The 26,572-nt window shown below is 34.8% G+C and carries 17 protein-coding genes; 13 read left to right on the top strand and 4 right to left on the bottom strand.

All coding sequences use genetic code 11. From position 1 onward, the window contains the following. Window positions 1–2 precede the first annotated feature (2 nt). Both ACTJIW_RS23015 and ACTJIW_RS23010 read right to left on the bottom strand, forming a co-directional pair. Window positions 3–467 carry an NUDIX domain-containing protein gene (locus ACTJIW_RS23015; protein ID WP_012026159.1) on the bottom strand — a complete coding sequence of 155 codons (465 nt, stop codon included), beginning with the start codon at window positions 465–467 and terminating at the stop codon, window positions 3–5. Between the two features lie 61 nt (window positions 468–528). Further along, on the bottom strand, window positions 529–1,449 hold the full coding sequence (locus tag ACTJIW_RS23010; protein WP_440715445.1) for a DUF4440 domain-containing protein: 921 nt from the start codon (window positions 1,447–1,449) through the stop codon (window positions 529–531). Between the two features lie 186 nt (window positions 1,450–1,635). Between ACTJIW_RS23010 and ACTJIW_RS23005 the strand changes: the two genes are divergently transcribed. Next, entirely contained in the window at window positions 1,636–2,805 is a 1,170-nt protein-coding gene (locus tag ACTJIW_RS23005) for a DUF4861 family protein (protein WP_440715444.1), read from the top strand. 232 nt (window positions 2,806–3,037) lie between these two features. Here ACTJIW_RS23005 and ACTJIW_RS23000 read toward each other — a convergent pair whose 3' ends face one another. Continuing rightward, window positions 3,038–4,045: a LacI family DNA-binding transcriptional regulator gene (locus tag ACTJIW_RS23000; RefSeq protein ID WP_440715683.1), complete on the bottom strand. Its 1,008-nt coding sequence runs from the start codon at window positions 4,043–4,045 to the stop codon at window positions 3,038–3,040. A gap of 226 nt (window positions 4,046–4,271) precedes the next feature. Between ACTJIW_RS23000 and ACTJIW_RS22995 the strand changes: the two genes are divergently transcribed. From ACTJIW_RS22995 to ACTJIW_RS22945, 11 genes are all read left to right on the top strand, one after another. Continuing rightward, the gene (locus ACTJIW_RS22995; protein WP_440715443.1) at window positions 4,272–4,721 is read left to right on the top strand and encodes a YhcH/YjgK/YiaL family protein; all 450 of its coding nucleotides are present in this window, start codon (window positions 4,272–4,274) and stop codon (window positions 4,719–4,721) included. Between the two features lie 81 nt (window positions 4,722–4,802). After that, entirely contained in the window at window positions 4,803–5,615 is an 813-nt protein-coding gene (locus tag ACTJIW_RS22990) for an SDR family oxidoreductase (protein ID WP_012026164.1), read from the top strand. Window positions 5,616–5,645: 30 nt separating this feature from the next. Continuing rightward, window positions 5,646–6,830, top strand: a complete 1,185-nt coding sequence (uxuA, locus tag ACTJIW_RS22985) for a mannonate dehydratase (protein ID WP_121360783.1) — start codon at window positions 5,646–5,648, stop codon at window positions 6,828–6,830. A gap of 235 nt (window positions 6,831–7,065) precedes the next feature. After that, window positions 7,066–8,697: a hypothetical protein gene (locus ACTJIW_RS22980; RefSeq protein ID WP_440715442.1), complete on the top strand. Its 1,632-nt coding sequence runs from the start codon at window positions 7,066–7,068 to the stop codon at window positions 8,695–8,697. A 97-nt stretch (window positions 8,698–8,794) separates the two neighbouring features. Beyond that, window positions 8,795–12,886 (top strand): two-component regulator propeller domain-containing protein, encoded by a 4,092-nt coding sequence (locus ACTJIW_RS22975; protein ID WP_440715441.1) that lies wholly within the window; start codon window positions 8,795–8,797, stop codon window positions 12,884–12,886. Between the two features lie 215 nt (window positions 12,887–13,101). Next, window positions 13,102–16,104 (top strand): SusC/RagA family TonB-linked outer membrane protein, encoded by a 3,003-nt coding sequence (locus ACTJIW_RS22970; RefSeq protein WP_440715440.1) that lies wholly within the window; start codon window positions 13,102–13,104, stop codon window positions 16,102–16,104. A gap of 15 nt (window positions 16,105–16,119) precedes the next feature. Then, window positions 16,120–17,640 carry a RagB/SusD family nutrient uptake outer membrane protein gene (locus ACTJIW_RS22965; protein WP_440715439.1) on the top strand — a complete coding sequence of 507 codons (1,521 nt, stop codon included), beginning with the start codon at window positions 16,120–16,122 and terminating at the stop codon, window positions 17,638–17,640. 316 nt (window positions 17,641–17,956) lie between these two features. Continuing rightward, window positions 17,957–19,147, top strand: a complete 1,191-nt coding sequence (locus ACTJIW_RS22960) for a glycoside hydrolase family 88 protein (protein ID WP_440715438.1) — start codon at window positions 17,957–17,959, stop codon at window positions 19,145–19,147. 160 nt (window positions 19,148–19,307) lie between these two features. Further along, complete coding sequence (locus ACTJIW_RS22955; protein ID WP_440715437.1) at window positions 19,308–21,632, top strand: glycoside hydrolase family 2 protein; 2,325 nt, start codon at window positions 19,308–19,310, stop codon at window positions 21,630–21,632. A 125-nt stretch (window positions 21,633–21,757) separates the two neighbouring features. After that, entirely contained in the window at window positions 21,758–23,554 is a 1,797-nt protein-coding gene (locus ACTJIW_RS22950) for a glycoside hydrolase family 2 protein (RefSeq protein ID WP_440715436.1), read from the top strand. Window positions 23,555–23,758: 204 nt separating this feature from the next. Next, the gene (locus ACTJIW_RS22945; protein WP_274250518.1) at window positions 23,759–24,322 is read left to right on the top strand and encodes a DUF2911 domain-containing protein; all 564 of its coding nucleotides are present in this window, start codon (window positions 23,759–23,761) and stop codon (window positions 24,320–24,322) included. Window positions 24,323–24,436: 114 nt separating this feature from the next. Here ACTJIW_RS22945 and ACTJIW_RS22940 read toward each other — a convergent pair whose 3' ends face one another. Continuing rightward, entirely contained in the window at window positions 24,437–25,066 is a 630-nt protein-coding gene (locus tag ACTJIW_RS22940; protein WP_440715435.1) for a hypothetical protein, read from the bottom strand. 105 nt (window positions 25,067–25,171) lie between these two features. On the opposite strand from ACTJIW_RS22940, the gene ACTJIW_RS22935 reads away from it, so the two are divergent. Continuing rightward, window positions 25,172–26,538, top strand: a protein-coding gene (locus tag ACTJIW_RS22935) for an IS3 family transposase (protein ID WP_440718436.1) whose coding sequence is annotated in 2 segments (ribosomal slippage) — window positions 25,172–25,640 and window positions 25,640–26,538 — 1,368 coding nt in all. Because the reading frame shifts where the segments join, the coding sequence is not laid out codon by codon here. Window positions 26,539–26,572: the final 34 nt, after the last annotated feature.

Here is a 26,572-nt window from a genome sequence, read left to right as displayed (position 1 = left end):
CTTTAAAGTGAAGATGAAATTTTAGAAACCATCTGAACAATAAAATCAGCCTGTGCGGGATTTATTTTCTTTATGGCTTCGGCAGTTTGAAACCATTCGCCTTTGTCTACTTCAGGAAAACTTTGAAGTTTACCGGATTTTGGAGGCCATTCCATTTCAAAATCATTACTTTTAATCAAAGATTCATCGAGTTCAAATTCGACAGCCCATGCATGAACCATTTTACCCGATTTCAATTTTACATATTCGAGTTTAATAAAATCTCCATCGACTTTAAAACCCGTTTCTTCCTCAAATTCTCGTTTAGCAGCTTCTAACGGATCTTCTTCAATAGTAAATTCTCCTTTTGGAATTGACCAGCTTTCTAAATCTTTATTTTTCCAAAACGGACCGCCCGGATGAACCAAAAAGAAAAAAATGGTTTTATCTACAAATTTATATGCTAATATTCCGGCGCTCTGTTTCATACAATTGCTGTTTGTTTTTTAATCTTTATAAATATCGTCATTCTTTTTCAATCTTAACTATTTAGTTATGATTTACCATTTGGCGGAACAACATTAAAACGCCATTTTCATCTCTTTTCCAAACGTTGGTGCTTTTTCCCGTTACAATGGCTCTTCCCTTTTTATTGTCCCAGGAAACATCTACATAATAATAACCGTATTCAATAACAAAATTCTTAATAGGAATCATTTTGCCTGCCTTAATAGATATTGAATCAATCGAAACTCCGTTTGGTTTTTCATGCTCTTCAAAATAAGGTTTAATGTTTTCCATTCCAACAAACATTGGTGCATCATAAGTAAGATATATGGCATCTTTTGTAAAAAATTCAACAGCGTGTTTTTCACCTTCCCTTTTCGAGACCAATTCGGCGATGCGTTCATTTCGTTTATCAACTTCGGTTTCTAGAGTTTTATTTATTTTAGGTTTTGGTATTTCACTTTCTTTCGTTTTTATAGAGGCAAAATTAGAACCGTCAATCGCTTTATTGGCTCCCCAGATTTCTGACTCCAGAGTGAGTTTTCCATTTTTCTCAAACTTCCATACATTCAGATATTTTCCATCATAAACTAAAACAGCACCGTTTTCATTTGTTGAATGAATATTAAAAGTTCCTATTTCGATGGCATAATTGCCTATTTGTTGAATTTCGTAAATATCTCTTTTATAACTATTGATTGTAAATTTTGAAAGCCATTGCTGATAATAGGATTTAATATCTTCTTTTGTATACAAAGCTTTATGATATTCAGGCATACAAACCGGTTCGTTATCATCATACAAATTGGTAATAACACTAAAATCTTTTCGCAAGAAAGATTCGGCAATCTGGCTGTTTATTGTTTTTAGTTTTTCTTTTAACTCATCTGAACTTTTTAGCTGTGCCCAGGAATTGATTACAACTAAAAGAAAAACAACCATTGATAAATATCTCTTTTTCATCTTTTTAGAGTATTAAAATTGATTCATTAAATGTAAAGAAAAGAATGATAATCTGTTAAAAAACATTTTATATAAAATTCATTATCAAACACTTGTACATTATTACCCTATTTATGGATTTAAACAATCTTTTAGATTCGTATTTTTATGAAATAAAAAAAAACAGAAATTTAAAATATTCATATTGTGAAAAAACATTTTTTATCAATCGCAATTCTGGCAGGAACTTTTACAGTTCAGTCTCAAAATAAAATTATTACGATCAGCAATAATTTAAAAACTGACAGAGAATTTGAAACTGTAGAACTAACAAAAAAAAATCTTGGATTAACAGCCGATTCAAAACTTGAAAATTATGCCGTTAAAGATCTTGGCAGTAATTCATTTTTAGAAACCCAGACTGTAGACAATGACGGAGATGGAACGGCAGATGTTTTGTTGTTTCAGCCAAAGATTAAAGCATCTTCTAAACAAGATTTTGAAGTTTTAGCTGGTACGAATCCTTCGGCTTCAAAAGAAATTAGCTGCTATTCACGCTTTGTTCCGGAACGCACAGATGATTATGCCTGGGAAAACAACAAAGTCGCTTTTAGAACTTACGGTCCTGTGGCTCAAAAAATGGTCGAAGATAAAATTCCCGGAGGTACTTTAACAAGCGGCATTGATGCGTGGCTGAAAAGAGTCGATTATCCAATTATCAACAAATGGTATGAAAAAGCCGCTAACGGAACAGGAACGTATCATAAAGATACTGGTGAAGGTCTGGATAATTTTCATGTTGGAGACAGCCGTGGTGTGGGCGGAATTGCAGTAAAAGTCGACGGAAAGTATTATTTTTCGAAAAATTTCATCAGCTGGAAAACAATTACGACTGGTCCAATCAGAACGAGTTTTATTTTAACTTATGCTGACTGGGACGCCAAAGGAAATAAAATAACCGAATCAAAATTAATCAGTTTAGATTACGGAAGCCAGCTTTCGCGCTTTGAAATCAATATTACAGGAACTAAGGAAATTGCTGCCGGATTAACACTTCATGATAAAAAAGGAACAATTGGAACTAATTTAAAAGAAGGCTGGTTAAGCTATTGGGAACCTATTGATGATTCTGAAATAGGAACTGGTTTAGTGACTCCAAAAAACACTTTGCTGAGTTTTGACCATCATGTAACAGATGAAAAAGATTTAAGCAATCTTTATGGAAACATTGCTGTAAAAAACAATAAAGCCGTCTATTATGTTGGTTTTGGATGGAAAAAAGGAAGTCCGTTTCAAACCAAACAAGAATGGGAAAAATATCTAAGTTCTTTTGCAGAAAAAATCAATAATCCATTGATTGTGAAGATTAAGAAATAATAATCATTGCCACTAATTTGCTAACAAACTAAGATTCCCTTCTTAAATTGAACATAGCCAATGGTTTCAACCATTGGGGCGCAATGTAAATTATACCTATATTGTGTTCCCGTGGTTGAAACCACGGGCTATGATAATTATTTAGCCCGCGGATTTTACGGATGAAACGGATTGACGCAGATTCATTTAAAATAAACCTGTTAAATCCGTAAAATCTGTGGTCTAGATTAAATCACTTCTTAGCAGGAAAATAATTTTCTTTTAAAATAATCTCCAGCGGAATATAATGTGTGCGTTCTGTATCTTCCTGCAGCACCAGTTTTTTATACAAATAATTAATTCCCATATACCCCTGATCTTCGGGTCTTTGGTTAATTAAGAAATCAATAACGCCTTTATTTAAGTATTCTATATTTTCTTTAAGTAAATCAAAACCAATAATTCGAACACCTTTTATATTGTTCTTTTCTAAAAATTCGGCCACAATATACGCTCGCGAATTGGGTACAAAAATGCTGTTTACCCCAGAAAAAATTTCAAGATTCAGCTGGTCGATTCCGGAATCTTTTAAGGTGAATTCTGAAAAATTAAAATTCGTCAATTCATCGTGATCTTTAAAATACGAATAAAATCCTTTAATTCTCTGCTGATAAACTGAAGTACTTTCGATTTCGCGGGTAATTTTAAAAATCAAAACATGTCTTTCATTTTTAACGGCAAAGCTGATGAGCCTTCCAGCTAAATAACCACTCTGAAAAGCATTTTGACCAACATAAGCGTGTTCATTTTCTTCAGAAATATTCGAATCGATCATTACAATCGGAATGTTTTTGCTTTCGTAATCTTTTAAAAACCGAACCGAATCTTCATAAAAAATAGGCGCAAACAACAAACCGTCGCAGTCAAATTCCATCACTTTTTTAACAGATTCCTTAAAAGAAGCCAGATTATAATCGTAAAAGAAATAATCCAATACAATCCCAAATTTACCAAACTCCAAAGCCGCTTTTTCGATTCCGTCCGTCTGGCTCTGCCAGTATTCCAAAGTTTCAGACTTGGGAAGAAAAACCGCAAAATGAAATTTTTTGTTTAAAGCCAGATTACTAGCCAGGATATTTCGCTTATAACCAAATTCTTCAATTATCGCATTTACCTTGTCTACAGTTTCCTGAGCCACCTGTCCGCGTTTATGAATAATCCTGTCAATAGTTCCGGGAGAAACATTTGCTAATTCGGCTATTTTTTTAATTGTTATGATATTGATTCTTTTTAAGTTAAAATAATAAAAGCTCCTTTGTAAAATTATATTTTTTTAGCAAAAATAAGTTGTTTTACATCACAATTTACATACATTTGTAAAATACCGTGTGCGTACACGTAAAATTACACAAATTGTAAAAATAATTTTATTTTTTTGTATTCTTTATTTAAAATACGCTTTAATAATCAAGATAAACTTAAACCAAATGATAATAGATTCAGTACATAATGCAGCAAAATATTACAGCCTGCATCCAAATTTTCAAAAGGCTTTTGACTATGTAAACCAAACCGATATTGCCAGTCTTGAAGCCGGCGTTATTGAAATAAGCGAAGGTTTAAAATTAATCGTAATACACGGCGACGGAAGTTCGAGAGAAGAAAGTATAAAAGGATTTGAATGCCATGACAAAAACATTGACATTCAGATTTCAATACAAGGTCCGGAAACTTTTGCATGGAAACCAAGAGAAAAATGCATAAGTCCAAATGGAGATTACAGCGATGAAAAAGACGTTCGTTTTTTTCACGATAAACCGGATATGTTTTTTGAACTTCAGGAAAAACAATTTGCCATTTTATATCCAGAAGATGTACACGCTGCCATGATTGGCGAAGGTTTTCTGAAAAAACTTGTTTTTAAAGTAAAAATTTAAATAGTAAACTAAACCATAACCATACTTTATTTTTCAAATTGGAATTTGAGATTTTAAAGTATTGAAAATTTAAACTAAAAAATGGATTCAATATTCAATTTAAAAGGAAAAATTGCTCTGATTACGGGAGGTGCCGGAGTTTTAGGAAGCAATTTTGCAAATGTATTAGCAAAACAAGGTGTTATTGTGGGAATCGTTTCGCAGTCACTTGAAAAAGCCGAAAGCACTGTAAAAACTCTTGAAGCAAACGGCGGACAAGGTTTTGCAGTTCAGGCCAATGTTTTAAATAAAGAAGAAGTAGAAAAAGTAAGAGATTTTATTGTTGAAAAATACGGACGTCTTGATATTTTGATTAACGCAGCGGGCGGAAATATGCCGGGAGCGACTATCCAGCCGGATCAGGCAGTTTATGATATGAAAAGCGACGATTTGCAAAAAGTAATCGATTTAAATATCATTGGAACCATGCTTCCTACTCAGGTTTTTGCAGAGTTATTTGCGAAACAAAAACAAGGAAATATCATCAATATTTCATCTGCTTCGGCACAAAGACCTTTAACGAGAGTTGTAGGTTATTCGGCTTCAAAAGCGGCGATCGATAATTTTACACAATGGATGGCAGTTGAATTAGCCCAAAAATATGGTGAAGGAATTCGTGTAAACGCTATTTCACCAGGTTTTTTCATTGGAGAACAAAATCGTGCTTTATTATTAACTCCAGAAGGGAAATTAACTCCAAGAGGTGAAAAAATCATCGATCACACGCCAATGGGAAGATTTGGAACTCCGGAAGATATTGACGGTGCGCTTTTGTTTTTATGCAGCGATATGTCAAAATTCGTAACAGGAACTATCTTAAAAGTTGACGGCGGTTTTGCTGCAACAAGTATCTAAAAACTAACTCACAAAACAACATAATACAAAATGGAACAAACATTAAGATGGTTCGGACCAAATGATCCTGTTTCTTTACAAGATATTGCACAAACCGGAGCAACCGGAATTGTAACAGCTTTACACCATATTCCAAACGGAGAAGTTTGGAGTATTGATGAAATTATAAAAAGAAAAGTTGAAATCGAACACCAGGACGGCGATCCTAAAAAAGGTGCTTCAGGATTAACGTGGTCGGTTGTAGAAAGTATTCCGGTTCATGAAGACATTAAAAAACAGACTGGAAATTACATTCAATATATTGAAAATTATAAAGAAAGCATTCGTAATCTGGCTTTATGCGGTATCAAATGTGTGTGTTATAATTTCATGCCCGTTTTAGACTGGTCAAGAACCGATTTATCCTATACCGTTGAAGACGGATCAAAAGCACTTCGTTTTGATATCAATGCATTTGCTGCTTTTGAATTGTTCATTTTAAAAAGACCAGGAGCTGAAAATGAATATTCTGATGAACAAAAACAAAAAGCAAAAAGCTATTTTGAAGCGATGACTGCCGAAGATAAAGTTAAATTGCAGCAAAACATACTTGCCGGACTTCCGGGTGCAGAAGAAGCGTATACGGTTGAAGATTTCTTAGTAACCTTAAGTGCTTACAATCATATTGACAGACAGGCTCTAAAGAATAATCTTTTTCATTTTTTAAAAGAAATTATTCCGGTTGCAGAAAGCAAAGGCGTTTTGATGGCAATTCATCCAGACGATCCTCCTTACCCAATTTTAGGCCTGCCAAGAGTGGTAAGCACCGAAGAAGATTTGATCGAGTTAATGAACGCTGCTCCTTCTAAATCAAACGGATTTACAATGTGTACAGGTTCTTACGGTGTTCGTGCCGATAATGATTTACCGGGAATTGTAAGACGTCATGGCGATAAAATGAATTTCATTCATTTAAGAAGCACACAACGCGACGAAGAAGGAAGTTTTTACGAAGCCAATCACTTGGAAGGCGACGTTGATATGTACGAAGTTGTAAAAGCAATTCTTGAAGTTGAAAAAAGGAATAACAGCAAATTACCAATGCGTCCGGATCACGGACACCAAATGCTGGATGATTTAAAGAAAAAAACAAATCCGGGTTATTCTGCTATCGGTCGTTTAAGAGGACTGGCAGAACTACGCGGACTGGAATTAGGGATCAAACGATCTTTATAATTGGTTTTGACACCAAGGCAGTAAGGCGCGAAGATTATTTTAAGCCACAGATTAAAAGGATTAAAAAGATTTTTCACGCAGATTTGGCAGATTATAGCAGATTTTATTATGATAAATATCTGCGCATATCTGCTTAAATCTTTTAAAATCTGCGTGAAAAAAATAACACGACTTATGTATTAACAGCAAATAAAAAAGGCAATCAAACTTTACTAACCACAAAAACCACAAAACCATGATTCGCCAAACCATTCTTATATCCTGCAGCCTTTTTATGAATACTTTACTGGCGCAGGAAATACCCAAAATTATTACTTCACCTAAGACTAATTATCTTCCGGATTTTAGTTATGCAGGCTATCATTTCGGCGAAAGTTCAATTCCTGAAACTACCGGAAAAATTATTAACGCAGCAGATTTTGGAGTAAAAGCCAATGACGAATTAGACGATTCAAAAGCACTTTTAAAAGCCTTTAAAGCAGCAAATGCTGTTGAAGGAAATGTTATTCTTCAATTGCCGGCAGGACGAATTATTCTAAGCGATATTCTGTATATCGAACGAAGCAATTTTGTGCTTCGAGGCGCTGGTTCTAACGAAAACGGAACCGAAATTTACTGCCCAAGACCCATGATGTATCTTAAAGATTCTGAAGTTTTGGCTGAACTTCGCGAATACTTAACCACTTTTGATAAAAGACAACGCGAACCAGAAAACAATATTGATTTACCATTCTCTCAATATGCATGGTCAGGAGGTTTTATCTGGACACAGGTTCCGGGCGAACGTGTAAAATCGTATTTGGATAAATATGAACCAGAATCCAGTCCGTTGGCGAAAGTCAGTTCAGGAAAAATGGGCGAGCATATTATTACGGTTTCGGATGTAAAAGGATTAAAAGCTGGCGATGTTGTAGAACTGCAGCTTTTTAATAAAGACGGCGAAAACGGCGAAATCATCAGCGATTTATATCAGGGAGCTAAAGTAAAACCGGGTTCACATCATTGGAAATTTCCAAAACTTCCTATCGTGAGACAGCAGGTTGAAATTACTAAAATCTCTGGTTCTAAAATCACTTTAAAAACACCTTTAACCATTTCAATAAAACCAAGTTATCAGGCGCAATTGGTCGAATGGAAGCATTTAAATGAAGTTGGAATCGAACATCTTCGTTTTACCTTTCCTGATATTCCCAGAGTCGCACATCATGTTGAACCCGGAAATAACGGTATTTTCCTGACGCGTCTTTTTAACAGCTGGGTTAAAGATGTCAAAATCACCAATGCCGACAGCGGCATTCTTGCTGAAGAAGTTTCTAATGTTACCATTCAGGATATTACGACAGATGGGCCGCACTTAGCGCATTATACAGTAACATTAGGCGGTGTACATAATATTTTGGTTAAGAATTTGAAAATTTACAATTCAGCCGTTCACCCATTAAGTTTCAACACTTTTGCTACTAAAAACGTCTATCAAAACTGCGAAATATTTACAGATCCGGTTTTAGATCAGCATTCTGGAGCCAATCATCAAAATCTATTTGATAATATTACGGTTCATGTAAAAGCCAATAAAAACAACAGTTATGCTTTGTTCGGCGGCGGCGGTGCTGATTACTGGAAACCTTCTCACGGACCTTTCAGTACGTTTTGGAATTTAAATGTTCAGGTCGAAAATCCAGATACATCAAAACCCGTTTTACTATACGGAATGAAAGACGGCGCTCTGGCCAGAATCATTGGTGTACACGGAAATGCAAAATTTGAAATCAAATACGACATTGATCCCTACATTGAATTTTTAAACATGCCAATTGAGAAGATTCCTTCGCTGTATGATTATCAATTACAGAAACGATTGAAATAGGTACAAAGGCTCAAAGGTACAAAGGTGCAAAGTTTTTCTTTGCTAGGCCTTTGCACCTCTGCCCCTTTGCAACTTTGAACCTAAAAAATTAACCGCTATGAAATATAAAATAGCTTTTCTCGCAATTGTATTTGTTTTCGGGAATTTGTTTTCCCAAAATAAATACCGACTTAAAAATTTTTCTACTACAGACGGACTTTCGCAGAGTTCTGTTATTGCCATTCATCAGGATAAATTTGGACAGATGTGGTTTGGAACCCGCGATGGTCTAAATAAATACGATGGCAGCCGATTTACTATTTTCAGGAACGAGGCTTCTAATAAATATTCAATCAGCAACAATGATATTTTAGCAATTGAAGAAGATAACTCGGGAAAAATCTGGGTCGGAACTTACAATGGACTAAACTGTTACGATCCTGTTTCAAATCGTTTTACAAGATATCTTCATACCAAAACCAATCATACAATAAGCAATAATGCTGTTTGGAGTATTAAGGAAATTGGCGGCGAAATGTGGTTTGGAACTTCAAAAGGACTAACGATTTACAACAAAAAATCGGGATTGTTTACTTCGGTTTTTCATTCAGATGATGATGCTTCTACCCTTCCAAGCAATAATATTCTGAGCATTATAAAAACCAAAAATGGAGCTGTCTGGATTGGAACAACAAAAGGATTATGTCAGTTAACTAGTCGAAAAAATGGGAAATTCAGTTTTAAAAATTATCCGTTAAATGCGTTTGATTTATTAAACGTACAATCGGTAATCGAAGAAAAAAACGGCAGTTTATGGGTTGGAACAAAAAACAAAGGACTTTTAAAATTTGATCAAAAACAAAAAGCTTTTGTTTCTTTTTTATCAGCCGAAAAATACCGCGAAATCAATACAGATATCCGCTCATTAGTAATTGACAACCAAGGTTCTTTGTGGATAGGAGCTTACGACGGAATTTATATTCTGGGACAAGATAAAAGTCTGCAGAAAATTAACAATACCAATAACAACAACGGAATCGACAAAGTCAAGTCGGTTTTTATGGATAAAAAAGGGTCGATCTGGATTGGCTGTTATTACAAAGGCGTAAACCTTTGGGATATTTCAAACGTGAATTTCTCTAACTACAATCAAAATTCGAAAAAGATTCCGATGAGTTTTGATGTTGTGAGTTCTATTATTTCAGATAAAAACCAGAATATTTATTTTGGAACTGAAGGCGGCGGAATTACGATTTTCAATAAAAATACCGAAGCCGTAAGCTACATTAACAGCAAAACCGGACAAACCAATAAAAATGATATCAAAGCAATGTGCCTTTCTGACGATCATATTTTATGGTTTGGAACTTTTTCAAAAGGATTATCGGCTTACAATACGGTTTCGAAACGAATCGAAGACAACAGAATTACTCCAGACTTAACCGAATTTTTAAAGGAAAGCGGTGTTTATTCGCTTAAAGCAGAAAATAAAATTTTATGGATTGGAACTTTTGGAAAAGGCTTAATTCGTTACGATACCGAGAACAAAACATTTGAGATTATTGGCAATGACAACACTAAACCCGTTTTCCTGACCAATAATATGGTTCGCAGTATTTTAATCGATAAACAAAATTCAATCTGGCTGGGAACACAAAATGGTTTGAATCGTATTTCACTTCGAAATTTCAATCCAAAAAAATATACGATACAGCATTTCTTTTACAATCATTCTTCTTTGTCCGGCGATGATATTCTGACTTTGTTTGAGGATTCTCAAAATAAAATCTGGGTTGGAACAAAAGCAAAAGGCCTGTATTATTTTGATGGGAAAAAATTCAGCCAAATCAATCTTAGAATCGGAAATACCCTCATTACTTCTATCCACTCTATTTTAGAAGATGACGATAAAAACCTTTGGATCAGTACAAATCAGGGAATTATTAAATACAGCACAATTAAAAAGACGGTTGTAATTTATGACCAAAAAGACGGTTTGGCAAGTAATGAATTTAATGATAATTCGGCTTTAAAATTAGGATCAAATCAATTTTATTTTGGGAGTCCTTCGGGCGCAACGTTTTTTGATGCAACCAAAATTTCCTTAAACAATTATGCGCCTCAGGTTTTAATTACCAATTTAAAAATTAAAAACGAAACTGTAAATGCGCATGATAAAGACGGCATTTTAGAGCAAAGCATTGGTTTTACCAACACCATTACTCTGGATTATGACAAAGCGAATTTCTCGATTAGTTTTGCGATTCCAAATTACATTCGATCAAAAAACAACCAATACAGTTATCGTTTAACTGGTTTAGAAAATAACTGGACGACAACTAAAAACAGCGAAGCCAATTTTGCAATCCAAAATCCGGGAACTTATACATTTGAAGTCCGCGGCGCAAATAATGACGGCGTATGGAATCAGGCTCCAACCACTTTAACGGTAATTGTAAATCCGGCTCCATGGCGCAGTATCTGGGCATTTTTATTATACGGAATCGTGATTGGTTTGGGCTTATACGGTTTAATCTGGATTATGAAATCGAAAGCCAGACTGAAACAAAAACTTGAACTGGAATATCTGGAAACGCAGCGAATTGAAGAAAACAATAAATTAAAACTGGATTTCTTTACCAATATTTCGCATGAGTTCAGAACGCCTTTAACCCTTATTTTAGGTCCGTTACAGCAAATTCTGGCCGATTATAACGGAACCAATGAAATGTATAAAAAACTTCTGGTTATTGAAGGAAGCGCGAATCATCTTTTGAGTCTGATTAACCGTTTAATGGATTTTAGAAAACTGGAAAATCATCAGGTTACACTGGAATCTGCAAACGGAAATATTGTAAAATTTACCAAAGAAATCTTTTTGTCTTTTATTGAATATGCCAAAGACGGCGGTTACGATTATAGTTTTGAAACCGAAAACGAAGAAATTCTAGTTTATTTTGACCGGTACAAACTCGAACGTGTATTTTACAATTTGATTTCAAATGCTTTTAGATATACTCCAAAAGGCGGTTCGATAAAAATTAAAATCAATCACGACCAGCAGAATCTCTTTATTGCTGTCGAAGATTCGGGCGTAGGAATCTCAGAAGAACATATCGATAAAATTTTTGATTTGTTTTTTGAAGTTCCAACGCACAATCAGGTTCAAAAAAATTACAATAAAGGCACCGGAATCGGGCTTTCAATCGTAAAAAACATTGTGGAACTTCATAAAGGAAAAATCGACGTTACAAACAAAACCACCGGAGGCGTTATTTTTAAAGTAACGTTACCGCTTGGACGTGAGCATCTCCTTGACAGCGAAATTATTCCTGATTTTAAAATTAGTGATGATATTGAACAATACGCTGCTCAATTAGAACCTTCGGAAATTACTGAACATGAAGACATCGAAGATTTAATTGTAAACGAAGAAAAGCAGACCATTTTAATTGTTGAAGATCATAAGGTTTTGAGAAAGTTCATGAAAAACCTTCTCAAAAAAGATTATAACATTATTGAAGCAGAAAATGGCAAAATTGCTTTAGAAAAAGCTTTAAAGTTTGTTCCAAATTTAATTATCAGCGACGTTATTATGCCAGAAATGGTGGGAACTGAATTGTGTTCAAAAATCAAAGAGAATATTAAAACCAGCCATATTCCGGTAATTTTGCTGACTTCCAGATCTTCATTGGTTTACAAATTTGAAGGGCTGGAAAGCGGTGCCGATGATTACATCAGTAAACCATTCAATTTAATGGAATTCAGACTTCGCGTTAAAAATCTTCTGAACACAACTGAACGTTTAAAAATCAAATTTTCAAGTGAGGATAGTTTTATTCCGTCAGAAATCACGGTTTCTTCTCTGGATGAAGAATTATTGAAAAAGGCATTTAAAATTGTGGAAGAAAACATTTCTAACGAACAATTTGACATTCCGTTTTTCTGTTCCGAATTGGGAGTAAGCAGAACTATGTTGTTTCTAAAAATTAAAGCTTGGACGAATTGCACGCCAAATGAGTTTATTCATGAAATAAGGTTAAAACGTGCGGCTCAATTATTAGAACAAAACAAATTAACCGTTTCTGAAATCAGTTATAAAGTAGGTTTCAATAATCCGAAATACTTTAGCAAATGCTTTCAGAAAAAGTACGGAGAGACTCCGTCACAATACTCCGATAAATTTTATAAATCTTCGGTCATAATTTAAAAAATCCACTGTTTTAAAGGGTTAAAAAAGGGTATCTGTATTATTGGATACCCTTTTTTGTATTTCTATATCGTTTTCGGCGTATACATTTGCGATATGAAAATCAAAAAAACAAACTTCTTATTACTGCAAATTTTGTTTGTCATTATCATAATCGGAATGAGTTTATTGCTTTTCTACTTTATCTAACATTAACCTTTAAAACCAAAAAATGAATGTGTACAGACCGAAAAATCAAATCGTTTAAATGGTGTTTACTGGTATCTTTTTTACTGGTAAATATTGTGATGCACGCACAGGAACGAAAAGTGACTGGAAAAATCACTTCGAGCGAAGATTTGCTTGGACTTCCTGGTGCTAATGTCTATATTAAAAATTCGTCTGTTGGAGCAACAGCCGATATGGATGGAAATTACACTGTAATTGTAGGAGAAAAAAATGCTGTTTTAGTTTTCAATTTTGTCGGGTTTCAAACTGTAGAAATTCCGGTTGGAACCAAAAGTATTATCAATGTAAGTTTAAAACCAGATACAAAAGCACTTGATGAAGTTATCGTAGTAGGTTACGGAACCCGTAAAAAAAGCGACATTACAGGATCTGTATCTTCTGTAACGGCAAAAGAACTAACCTCTTTTCCTGTTTTAAATGCAGAACAGGCTTTACAAGGCCGTGCGGCGGGTGTTTCTGTAATGACCAATAATGGTGGTGAACCGGGTGCTCCTGTAAAAATAAGGGTTCGCGGGGGAACTTCTATCAATGCAAGCGGTGATGCACTTGTTGTGGTTGATGGTTTTGCAGGTGTTTCTATGCCGGCTCCGCAGGATATTGCTTCGATTGAAGTTTTAAAAGATGCTTCGGCGACTGCAATTTACGGTTCAAGAGGTTCAAACGGGGTTATTATGGTAACTACCAAAAAAGGAAAAGTTGGAAAACCAGTAATTGAATTCAGCAATTCAACTTCGGTACAATCTGTAAACAATAAACTGCATTTATTAAATGCCGATCAGTTTGCTGCTTACCGTAAAAGTTTTACAACGCATACACAAGGTCCGGCAAATACAGACTGGCAGGATGTAATTTATCGTGACGGAATGATTTCGAATACACAGCTGTCTTTTTCGGGCGGATCTGAAAATGTGAGATATTATGTATCTGGAACATATTTCAATCAAAACGGAGTTGTAATCAATTCTGGAATTGACAGATATACCATTGTAAGTAATCTTGAGGCCGATTTGTCTCCTAAATTAAAAGTTGGTTTAAATACTTTTACCAGCAAACAGAACAAAGAAGGAATCATCAGCCAGACTGGTGCCGGAGGAACAGGAGCTGCGGGTGTAATTGCAGCAGCGTATCGTTTTATGCCGGATAAAGGAATTTATAACGAAGACGGTACTTATACCACAACCGCTCCAATTGGAGATGATATTGACAATCCGTATGCAACAGCTATGGAAAATATTCTGGAAACTGTTTCTATTGTAAACCGAAATAATTTCTTTGCGCAGTATCAAATTACAAAAGACCTTGACTTTAAAACAACTTTAGGTTTAACTGATAATAATTCGCAGACGGGAAGATTTATTCCGTCTACATTAATTGCCGGAAAAAATATCAAAGGAGAAGCTTCTGTAAATAATACCAGATTTTCTTCTTTCCTTACAGAAAATTATCTGACTTTTAAACGTGAAGTGATCTCAAAAGGTATGTTAACGGTTTTGGCCGGATATTCATACCAAAAAAACAAAAACGAAAACTCGTATGCCGCTTCCAGAGGATTTTTAACCAATACCAATTCGTATAGAAATCTGGGTGCCGGAACTGTTTTCTTAAAACCGGATTCAGGTTTATCTGAAACAGAATTAATTTCTGCTTTTGGAAGGTTAAACTTTGATTACGACGATAAATATCTGTTTACGTTTACTGCAAGACGAGATGGTTCTTCGAGCTTTAGCCAAAACTACAAATACGGAACTTTCCCTTCTGGAGCTGTTGGATGGAATATTGGTAAAGAAAATTTCTTGAAAGACAGTAAAACGGTTTCAAACCTTAAATTAAGAGCAAGTTACGGAGCAACAGGAAATCCTTCAATTGGCGCCTACTCTACTCTTTCCAGATTTTCTGAAATTTATTATGTAAGCGGTGACGTGATTACAAATGCAGTGCAGTTAACTTCACTTGATAATCCAAACTTAAAATGGGAAACATCGTATCAGCAGGATTATGGTATTGATTTAGGTTTATTTGATAACAGAATCAGTATTACTGCCGATTATTATAAAACGATTACTAAAGATTTATTGTTTAACAGACCGCTTCCGGGAGTTTCAGGAATTGCTTCTCAGCTTCAAAACGTGGGTGAATTAGAAAATAAAGGATGGGAATTGGGTATCACTTCAAGAAACTTTACGGGTCCTGATTTTACATGGTCGACAAACTTTAATATTTCTTCAAACAAAAACAAAGTATTAAAATTAGCAGATGACAAAGATCTTTTAATCAATTCTGCTCCGGGTCATTTCTTAGCTACTGAATCTCAGATTTTAAGAGTTGGACAGCCGGTTGGATCTTTCTTCGGATTTATTTATGATGGTGTAATCCAGCAGGGAGAAACGGTTTTACCAGGAAACTTTGAAACTGCTCCGGGTGGTGAAAAATTCAGAGATGTAAACGGCGACGGAAAACTGGATTCTCAGGATAAAACAATTATTGGAAATCCAAATCCTGATTTCATTTTTGGTTTCAACAATGATTTTACCTATAAAAATCTGGATCTGAATATTTTCTTTCAGGGTTCACAAGGAAATCAAATACTGAACTATACTTTAATGGAACTGGCTTCTGGAAATAATAATGCTACAACTGAGGTTTTAGACGCCTGGACGCCTACTAATACGGATACAAATGTTCCGGCAAACGCAGCAAGAACGAAAAGAATCACTTCAAGATTTGTTTATGATGGAAGTTACATCCGCTTGAAAAATGTTTCTTTAGGATATAGTTTAGATGAAAAAGTGGTTTCGAAATTAGGATTAAGCAAAGTTCGTTTCTACATCAGTGCGCAAAACCTTTGGACAATTACCAATTATCCGGGTTCAGATCCTGAAACGAATTACCTGAACGATACCAACTCAAGAAGTAATACCAATTTAGGATTGGATTATGGAGGATATCCAAACGTAAGAACGTTTACAGCAGGATTCAATTTAAAATTTTAATCTAACACAACTATCATGAAAAAATATATAGCTTTTCTTTGCTTCGGAACACTCGCTTTTTTCAGCTGTTCTGATCTGGAAGAAAAACCGGTAGGAATTATTCGCCCGGCGAACTTCTTTAACAATACAGACGATTTGCAGGCTGCTGTAAATGGTGCTTTTGCAAACATTGCCCATAATAATTACTGGGGAAGAGAATTTACAATTGCTTTAATGCTTCGCGATGACATGGCCGATATTGGCGACAGAACAACTCAGGCTGCGCGTATCGATGTAAACGATATGTCTATGAACGATACCAACGCGCTTGTAGCAAACTTTTGGCCGCAATCGTATGTTATCATTACAGCTGCTAATCAGGCAATTGAAGGTGCTAAAAAAACACCGGGAGATCCTGCAAAAGTTAACGCAATTGTAGCTCAGGCTTATTTTGCAAGAGCATTTACGTATTATCATTTAGTACGTCTTTTTGGAGACATTCCCTACATTGATTTTGTTGTAAACGATGTTTCTCAGATTAATTCTATGAGCAAAACCAAAGAAGCAGATGTATATCCAAAAATCATTGCCGATTTAGAATTTGCAAAACAATGGCTTGAAGATAAACCAAAAGTAAAAGCTGTTCCGGGTAAAGGCAGCGCGGCTGGATATTTAGCATCTGTTTACCTGACTTTAGGAAATTTCCAGAAAGCATACGACGAAGCTAAATATGTAATTACAAACGAAACAAAATTTGGTTTAGGTTTAGATGCTGATTTTCAGGATTTATTTAACGCTACAAAAACGGCATCTTTAAAAGAACCACTTTTTACAGTTGATTTTAACAACTTAACATCAGGAAACTACGGTCAGGATTATACTGCGTTTTTTACAGGATCTTTAAAAGATGACAGTTACAGTTACGGACAAGGTTTTTCGGTTGCAGTTCCTTCCTTAAAAGTATTTAATACCTGGGATCAAAGAGATTACAGAAGAGCAGTAAGTTTTGATACGATTATTAGAAAGAAAACAGGTCCGGGTGGTGCTTTACAAGTTTATCCTTCCAGCGACAACGAAAAAGCCCCGCGTCCGCATATTGCAAAATATTTCCGTTTTCCGGGAAAAGCAGGTGCTAACGGAAGAACTTCTCAGCACAACTACATTACAATGCGTTTTGCCGAAGTTTTATTAACAGCTGCCGAAGCATTAAACGAAATCACTCCGGGAACTACAGAAGCAGATGGTTATGTAAACCGTGTTCGTGCCAGAGCCAGAAACAAAGCTGGAAAACTGGTTTCTTTTCCGGCAAACGTAACTCCGGGACTTTCTCAGGCCGATTTTAGAAAAATGGTTATTGACGAAAGAAGATTAGAACTGGCATTTGAATATGTAAGATGGTACGATATTAAAAGACTTAAAATTGGTTTAGAAGTTTTTGGTCCGTCTGGTTTAGAACCGCACGCTAATTTCGATCCAAACAAAGATTATTTATGGCCGTTACCAGGAACAGAATTGGCTATTAACCCAAATTTAAAACCAAATAATCCTGGTTATTAATTTAACACAATTAGTATTGAACGCGGATGAAACGGATTCGCTATCGCGATCCCGATAGCTATCGGGAGCCGATTGAAACGGATTTTTTAATCACGTTGTGTATAATTAGGTTTCACGCAGATTTAAAAAGATTTAAGCTGATTAAAATTGTTTTTTTTAATCCGCTTTATCTGCCAAAATCTTTTTAAATCTGCGTGAAATAAAAAAATCCATGCAAAATCAGCTCCTGATAACTATCAGGACTACGATAGAGAATCCGTACAATCCGCGTATAACATTTTAGTATAGAAACTAAAAATAAAGATTAATTAGTAATATGAATAAAGTTAGTTTCATTTTAATCCTTGGGTTTGCATCGCTTGCAACAGCATGCAAATCTGGGGTTAATCCTCAAACAAAAAGTACAACGGCGACAAATAATTTACTTGAAACGCGTTACAAAATGCTCCTCGATTACCCGGTCGATTCTATGTCGATGCCGAGAAGTATGAATATTAAAACCCTTGAGATTCGCAAAGTACCATCGAGAGACTGGACCAGCGGTTTTTTTGCCGGAAATCTTTGGCAGTTATACCGTCTTACAGGCGATTCTAAATACAAAGAACAAGCTCAAAAATGGACTCCTTTCAGTAAAAAGGAAAGTGTTAATAGTAATTCGCATGACGTAGGTTTTAAAGTGTTTTGCAGTTTTGGAGAAGCGCTGAAAGTGGAAAACAAGAAAGACTATGAAGCCGTAATTGTTAAAGGCGCCGAAACTTTATGCACAAGGTTTAATCCAAAAGTGGGTTCAATTCGTTCTTGGGATTTCAACAAGGAAATCTGGGATTATCCAGTAATCATCGACAATATGATGAATCTGGAATTGCTTTTTGAAGCATCTAAAATATCAGGAAATCCAAAATACCGTGACGTTGCTATTAAACACGCTAATACAACATTGAAAAATCAGTTTAGAGAAGACAATTCATGTTACCACGTTATCGATTATAATCCGAATACTGGCGAAGTCAGAAAGAAAACCACACTTCAGGGTTATAACGACGATTCGGTTTGGGCACGCGGTCAGGCTTGGGCGGTTTACGGATTTACAATGTCATATCGATATACCAAAGATCCGGCCTATTTGAAACAAGCCGAAGGAACAGCAAAGTTTTTTATGACCAATAAAAACCTGCCGGAAGACGGAATTCCGTATTGGGATTTTAAAGATCCAGGTATTCCAAATGCGGCACGAGATGTTTCGGCTGCAATGGTTATGGCATCTGCTTTATATGAATTATATGGTTATACAAAAAATAACAGTTATTTGGCTTTCGCCGATAAGCTGATGGCTTCGGTACAAACCGACAAATATGTTTTAGATACTAAAATCAAAGCGCCGTTTTTATTTGATCACAGTACCGGAAACTGGCCGAAACATGACGAAATTGACGAACCAATAATCTACGCCGATTACTATTTTTTGGAAGCATTAATAAAGGTGCAAAGGCTCAAAGGTTCAAAGTAACAAAGGTTTTTAATCTTTGAACCTTTGAGCCAGAAAAACCTGTGAACCTTTGTAACTATGAACCTTTGTAACTATGAATAAAACGAATAAAACTTTTTCAATTTTTGCGCTTTTTGTTTTTTTTCAGATTTGTCTGAGCAGCAGTTTTGCTCAGACAAAGATGAATATTAACGACAACTGGCTTTATTTAGAAAATCATACTCCAAACCTGACCGAAGCGCAAAAAGCTTCTAACTGGGTTTCTTTGAACTTGCCGCATACCTGGAATGCCGAAGATGCAACCGATTTAATTCCGGGCTACAGGCGCGATGCAAGCTGGTATCAAAAAAAATTAAATATCACACAGATCGACAAAAACAAAGTTTATTCTTTATACTTTGAAGGATCAAACGTAACAACCAAAGTTTATGTAAACGGTAAAGAAGCCGGATCGCATATTGGCGGTTATATTGGTTTTTCAATCGATATTACGAATTTGATTAAGGAAGGAAATAATGAGATTTTTGTTCGTGTGGACAATAGTTATGACATCGAAATTATCCCGTCTCAAAAAAGTGATTTCTTTATTTACGGCGGTATCACGCGCGATGTCTGGCTGGTTTCAAAATACAAAAATCATATCGAGAATATAAAGATTACAACTCCGGAAGTTTCTGCTAAAAAAGCTTCGGTGCAAATTGTTTCTTCTTTTGTAAATCCAGATAATTCAAAAGACTTATCATTGACGGTTACTTTAAAAAATCCGAAAGGAAAAAAAGTAGCAAGTAAAACAATTCCTGTCACTGATAAAATTTCGACTATCACTTTTGAAAATATCAAAAACCCGGAACTTTGGGATACAGAAAATCCGAATTTATACAAACTGACCGCTGTTTTATCCGAAAAAAATCAAATTAAAGACAGTGTTGCGGAAAAAGTAGGTTTTAGATGGTTTGAATTTAAAGATCACGGTCCATTTTACCTTAACGGAAAACGTCTGCTTATTCGCGGTACACACCGTCATGAAGAACAAGCCGGAGTTGGCGCTGCCATGAGCAACGAACAGCATTGGGCAGATATGAAATCAATAAAAGAAATGGGTGCAAATTTTGTCCGTTTAGCCCATTATCCGCAAGATCCTGAAGTTTATAAAGCCTGCGACGAGTTAGGTTTATTGGTTTGGGATGAACTTCCCTGGTGTCGCGGCGGCATTGGTAATGAGGTTTGGAAAACCAACACTAAAAATATGCTGGCCGAGATTATCGACCAAAATTACAATCATCCAAGTATTATTATCTGGTCTTTAGGAAACGAAATGAACTGGCTTCCTGATTTTCCAGATGGTGATAATCCCGAAAAAACAAATGTGTTTTTAACTGAATTAAATGACATCGCTCACAAACTCGATCCCACAAGAAAAACGGCTATTAGAAAATATTATGAAGGTTCTCATATTGTTGATATTTTCTCGCCGTCAATCTGGTCAGGATGGTATTCTGGAAGTTACAAAAGTTATCAAAAAGCAATTAACGTTTATAAAAAAGAATACAAGCATTTTATTCATGCTGAATACGGCGGAGACAGCCATGTAGGCCGTCACAGTGAAAATCCGGTTACGGGTGAAAATGTGATAAAAGCCGAAGGCTGGGAAGAAGCGATAGTTCAGACGAAAGTTGCAAACATTGCCCAAATTGGCGATTGGAGCGAAAATTATATAGTCGATTTATTTGACTGGCATTTGCATATATCCGAAAATGACCCGGCGTTTGTGGGTAATGTACAATGGGCATTTAAGGATTTTGCAACGCCGTTACGTCCGGAAGATGATATTCCGTACATGAATCAAAAAGGGCTTACTGATCGAAACGGAATTCCGAAAGATGCGTATTATGTTTTTAAAAGCTACTGGGCAAAAGAACCTTTCACTTATATTGAATCGCATACCTGGACAGAGCGTCAGGGACCTGAAAATACACCGAGAACGATCAGCGTTTTCAGTAACTGCGATAAGGTAACCTTATCTCATAACGGAAAATCATTAGGAGAAAAACAGCGAAATCTTTCTCTCTATCCGGCAAATGGCTTAACTTGGGATGTCAATTTTACAAAAGGTGAAAATATTCTAATTGCTGTTGGGAAAACGAAAGAAGGAAAAACGGTTTCTGATACGCTGAAAGTTAATTATCGTTTTAATAAAAATGATACGGCGGTTTCATTGCAATTATCATCAGAAAAGCTGAAAAACGGCAATTATCTGGTAACCGCAATTGCAGTTGACAATAATAATTTGCGTTGTCTGGATTATGAAGCGAGTGTTTATTTTCAATGTTTAAAGGGAGGAAAAACACTAAAAAATCAAGGAACACCAACCGGAAGCGAATCTATAAAAATGGCAAACGGAAAAGCTTCTATTGAAGTGATTCCTGATGGTTCTAATAATCCAATCGAAATGACGGCTTTGAACCAAAGCTTTAAAGGAGAATATTTGAAGATTCCAGTTAATTAACTTAACCGCAAAGAGCGCAAAGCAAAGTTCGCAAGGCACGCAAAGCTTTGCGAACTTTGCGTAAAACTTAGCGCCCTTTGCGGTTAAAATATATTTCAGATTAAAAACAAAAATAATTTTGCAAAATGAAAAAAATTCTAACAATATTATTCCTGACATCGTTCGCAATTGGACAATCGCAAGGTTTAATTTCTAACGTACCAAACCGAAACACAACTTCTTTAAACGGAGTTTGGAATTATATTATCGATCCGTATCAAACGGGGTTTTACAGCTTTCACTTAGATCAATACGATAAAAATGAAAAACCGGCAAAAGGAGCATTTTTCAGTAATTATCATGCCCAAAATAAACAGGAACTGGTAGAATATAATTTTGATAAATCGCCGGCAATCAATATCCCAGGCGATTGGAATTCACAGGTTGCGGAGCTGAAATATTACGAAGGAAATGTTTGGTTTAAAAAATCATTTGATTATAATTTAAAAGATAAAAAACGTCTGTTTTTATACTTAGGAGCCATTAATTATAAAGCTGATGTGTATTTAAACGGAAAAAAACTCGGCACACATGAAGGCGGTTTTACACCATTTAATTATGAAGTAACTTCGATTGTACAGCCAAAAGGCAATTATCTGGTTATAAAAGTCGATAATACACGCCATAAAGAAGATGTGCCGACTGTTAATACGGACTGGTGGAATTACGGCGGCATTACGCGCGATGTGACTTTAATTGAAGAAGAAGCTTCTTTTGTAGAAGATTATACTATTCAGCTGAAAAAAGGTAATAAATCGGTTATTTCCGGGTTTATCAAAATCAATAATTTTGATGCTTCACAAAATAACATTTCGATTTCTATTCCTGAATTAAAAATCAATTTTAAAGGAAAAGCAGATGCTCAGGGAATTTTAAATTTCGAAATTCCTGCGAAAAAAATCTCGTACTGGTCGCCTGAAAGTCCGAAATTATATGATGTAACTATTGACTTTAACGGACAAAAATTAAAAGATCAAATTGGTTTTAGAACTATCGAAACAAACGAAGATAAAATTCTGCTTAATGGAAAACCGGTTTTCTTAAGAGGAATTTCAATTCACGAAGAAAATGCTAAAGGCGGCCGCGCGAATTCTGTTGAAGATGCTTTGCGTTTATTAAACTGGGCAAAAGAAATGGGTTGTAATTATGTTCGTCTGGCGCATTATCCGCATAACGAAAACATCATTCGCGAAGCTGATAAAATGGGAATAATGGTTTGGGAAGAAATTCCTGTATACTGGACTGTAGAATTTACAAATAAAAACACGTATCAAAATGCCGAAGATCAATTAACGGCTTCTATTACAAGAGATAAAAACAGAGCCAGTATTATTATTTGGTCAATGGCAAATGAAACACCAATTTCTGAAGCCAGAAATATTTTCATCAAAAATTTAGCATCGCACACGAGATCATTAGACAATACGAGATTAATCAGCGCTGCTTTATTAACAAAAAAAGAAACTATTGATGATCCAATTGGCGAAGTTTTAGATGTTGTGGCTTTCAATCAATATTTAGGCTGGTACGGCGGTAATTTAGAAGATGCTGAGAAAATAACATGGAAATCGAAATACAATAAACCTATTGTTGTTTCTGAATTTGGCGGTGATGCAAAAGCTGGTTTTCATGGAGAAAAAAACGAGCGCTGGACAGAAGAATATCAGGAATACCTATATATTCAGAATTTAAAAATGATTGAAAAAATCCCTCATCTAAGCGGCACAAGTCCTTGGATTCTGGTTGATTTTAGATCTCCTAAAAGATTACTTCCGGGAATTCAGGACGGTTACAACCGTAAAGGTTTAATTTCAAATGACGGTGAAAAGAAAAAAGCTTTTTATATTATGCAGGATTGGTACTTGAAGAAGAGTAAAGAGTAATTAGTAAAGAGTAATTAGTAAAGAGTAATTAGTAATTAGTAATTAGTAATTAGTAATTAGTGAAGAGTAATGAGTGAAGAGGAAAGAATGTAGAAGAAAGAATAAAGAGTATTACCAATTCATTAACAAAAAACCGACTGTAAATTATATGATTTTTCTTCATTATTAACTTACTTTGTAGTTATTCTAAAAAATTGTAATCCTATGAAAAAATTTTATTTAATGGCAGTTACTTTGTTTGCTGCCTTTACAGTTCAGGCACAAGACGTGGTGAAATTTGCTCCATTAGACAATAGCCCTGTTGATATTTCTTATTTCCCAAACAAAGCGGTTAAGTTTAAAAAAACAGATAATCCAAATCCGGTTGTCAAAGTTATTTATGCAAGACCTTCGGCAAAAGGAAGAACTATTTTTGGTGATGTTGTAAAATTTGGAGAAATCTGGAGAGTTGGTGCTAACGAAAATACAGAAATTAAATTCTACAAAGACGTAACAATTGGCGGTAAAAAAATACCTGCTGGATACTACAGTTTATTTGCTATTCCAGAAAAAGACAAATGGACTATCATTATCAACAAAGAACTGGATTTATGGGGTGGTTATGCTTATGATGAAAGTAAAGATGTTGTAAGAGTTTCTGTTCCTGTTAAACCGGTAAACGAAACTATCGAAGCTTTATCTATTGCTTTTACAACTCAAGGTAACATAGCAAACCTGGTTATTGGATGGGATAAAACAACTGTTGAATTGCCAATTACAGTTAAGTAATTTAGCTTTTTGCAGATATAAAAAAAGAGACATTTTGAACTGCCCCAAAAAGTTAGACACTATTTGGGGGCAGTTCATTTTTCAATGTCTCTTTTTTATTTTAAATATTTATTTTCAATTGAAGAATATATTGTCTGCATTCTCTTTTTTCCAATTAATATCTCCAAAACAGCTTTTAAAATAATGCAAAATGTCTTCTTCATTTTTGTAAATACTTCTTTCAAAAATATATTCTAAGTCAGTCTGAACAATTCCTACAAAACCCTTAAAATTCTTATTATCAAATAATTCACAATAAAAAATCTTTTTTGGATTTTTATACAGCGGTTCGGTAATATTGTTTTCAAAATCAACTATACGTCGTGGTGTATACTTATTTGAAAGATGAAATTCTTTTTGTGTGTTTCCAATTTCCGAAACAAAATAGCTGCTAATTTTTATTTGCTTGAATTCATCAAAAAGAGAATAAAACAACTTTAATGCTTCTTCTTCATTTTGTTTAACCTGATCCAGAATCATTTTTCTCCATCCTGAAGTTGATTCATAATAATCAAACTTCATTGCTACATAATCATGAAAAAAATTAATAGACAAAGGCAATATTTTTTTTTCTGTAATTTTCAAATCATCTAAAGCCAATATGTATCCGCTTATGAATACTAACAGGTCGCTAATTTTTTCAGAACCTAAATACATATAAGGCCTGATTCTTATTTTTTCAATAATTTGAAATAAATAATTCATTTCTAATTTTTAAATCTAAAGTGAGTATGTTTAAAATATAAGCCTCTAAAAAAGAGACATTTTGAACTGCCCCCAAAAAGTTAGACACTATTTGGGGGCATTTTTATGGAAAGAAAAGTCAAGTACAATTGTGAATTTAAACTTCGTTGTGTAGAAGAAGTTATGAAAAGGCATAACTCGGTTAAAGGCACAGCTAGAGCAAACAAGATAGCTGAAAGCAACCTTACATGCTGGATTAGCCGCTATAATGAATTTGGAATTGAAGGTCTTTTACCAAGGCAGAAAAATAAAGTTTATACTGCAGACTTTAAATTAAAAGTAATACAAACCATTGAAAATAAGTCTTTATCTTTGGATGAAGCCTGCTTGATTTTCAAAATTCCAGCGCAGTCAACCATAATTAGCTGGCAAAGAAAATATGCAAAAGATGATTTGGCAGGCTTAGAACTTAAATCACGTGGCAGACCAGCAGTTATGAATTTTAAGAGAAAGCAACGAAAAACAGACAAACCTTTAACCAGGGAAGAGGAACTCTTAAAGGAGTTAGAGTACCTGCGCGCTGAGAACGAAATTCTAAAAAAGTTCAACGCCTTAGTTCAAGCCGAGCAAGCCAATCAAAACAAAAAGCTCAAACCATAATGGAATTAAGGCATAAGTATGATTTAGATCTTTTGCTAAATTGTATGAACATGGTTAGAAGTACGTATTATTACTATGAAAAGAAAGGTCAGGTAATCGATAAATATCAAGAGATAAAAGATTTAATTAAACAGATTTACAATTATCATAAGGGCAGGTTAGGATATAGACGTATTACTCTATTACTCAAAAAAGAGGGGATTTTAATTAATCACAAAACAGTGCTTCGATTAATGAAATTTTTAGGATTAAAAAGTCTAATCAGAATCAAGAAGTACAGATCGTATAAAGGAGAGCAGGGAAAAATAGCCCCTAATCTACTGCAGCGCAATTTTAAGGCTGATATACCTAATCAAAAATGGGCAACCGATGTGACTGAATTTAATGTTTCTGGCAATAAATTGTACTTATCGCCGATAATCGATCTGTTTAATGGAGAGATAATTAGCTATGAATTATCGCAAAGACCAGTGTTTAATCAAGTTTTAAATATGCTTGAAAAAGCATTTAAAAAAATACCCGATAATACTAATCTGACTCTGCATTCTGACCAAGGATGGCAGTATCAAATGATACAATATCAGCATTTATTAAAGAAAAAAGGAATTATGCAAAGCATGTCCAGAAAAGGCAATTGTCTTGATAATGCGATAATTGAAAACTTCTTTGGAATATTAAAATCAGAGTTGTTTTATCTAAAAAAATACACTTCCATTAATCAATTGAAACAAGAGATTATCGAGTATATAAATTATTATAATAATGACAGGATTAAACTTAATCTAAAAGGAATGAGCCCGATACAATATCGAGCTCATTATTATAAAACTTAATTATTAATTTGTCTAAACTTTTGGGTGCAGTCTA

It is taken from the genome of Flavobacterium sp. 22659 (assembly GCF_052044235.1).
GTDB classification, from domain to species: Bacteria; Bacteroidota; Bacteroidia; order Flavobacteriales; family Flavobacteriaceae; genus Flavobacterium; species Flavobacterium johnsoniae.
The sequence above is the reverse complement of the archived record's forward strand: the minus strand, read 5'-3'. Positions and strand labels throughout refer to the sequence as shown.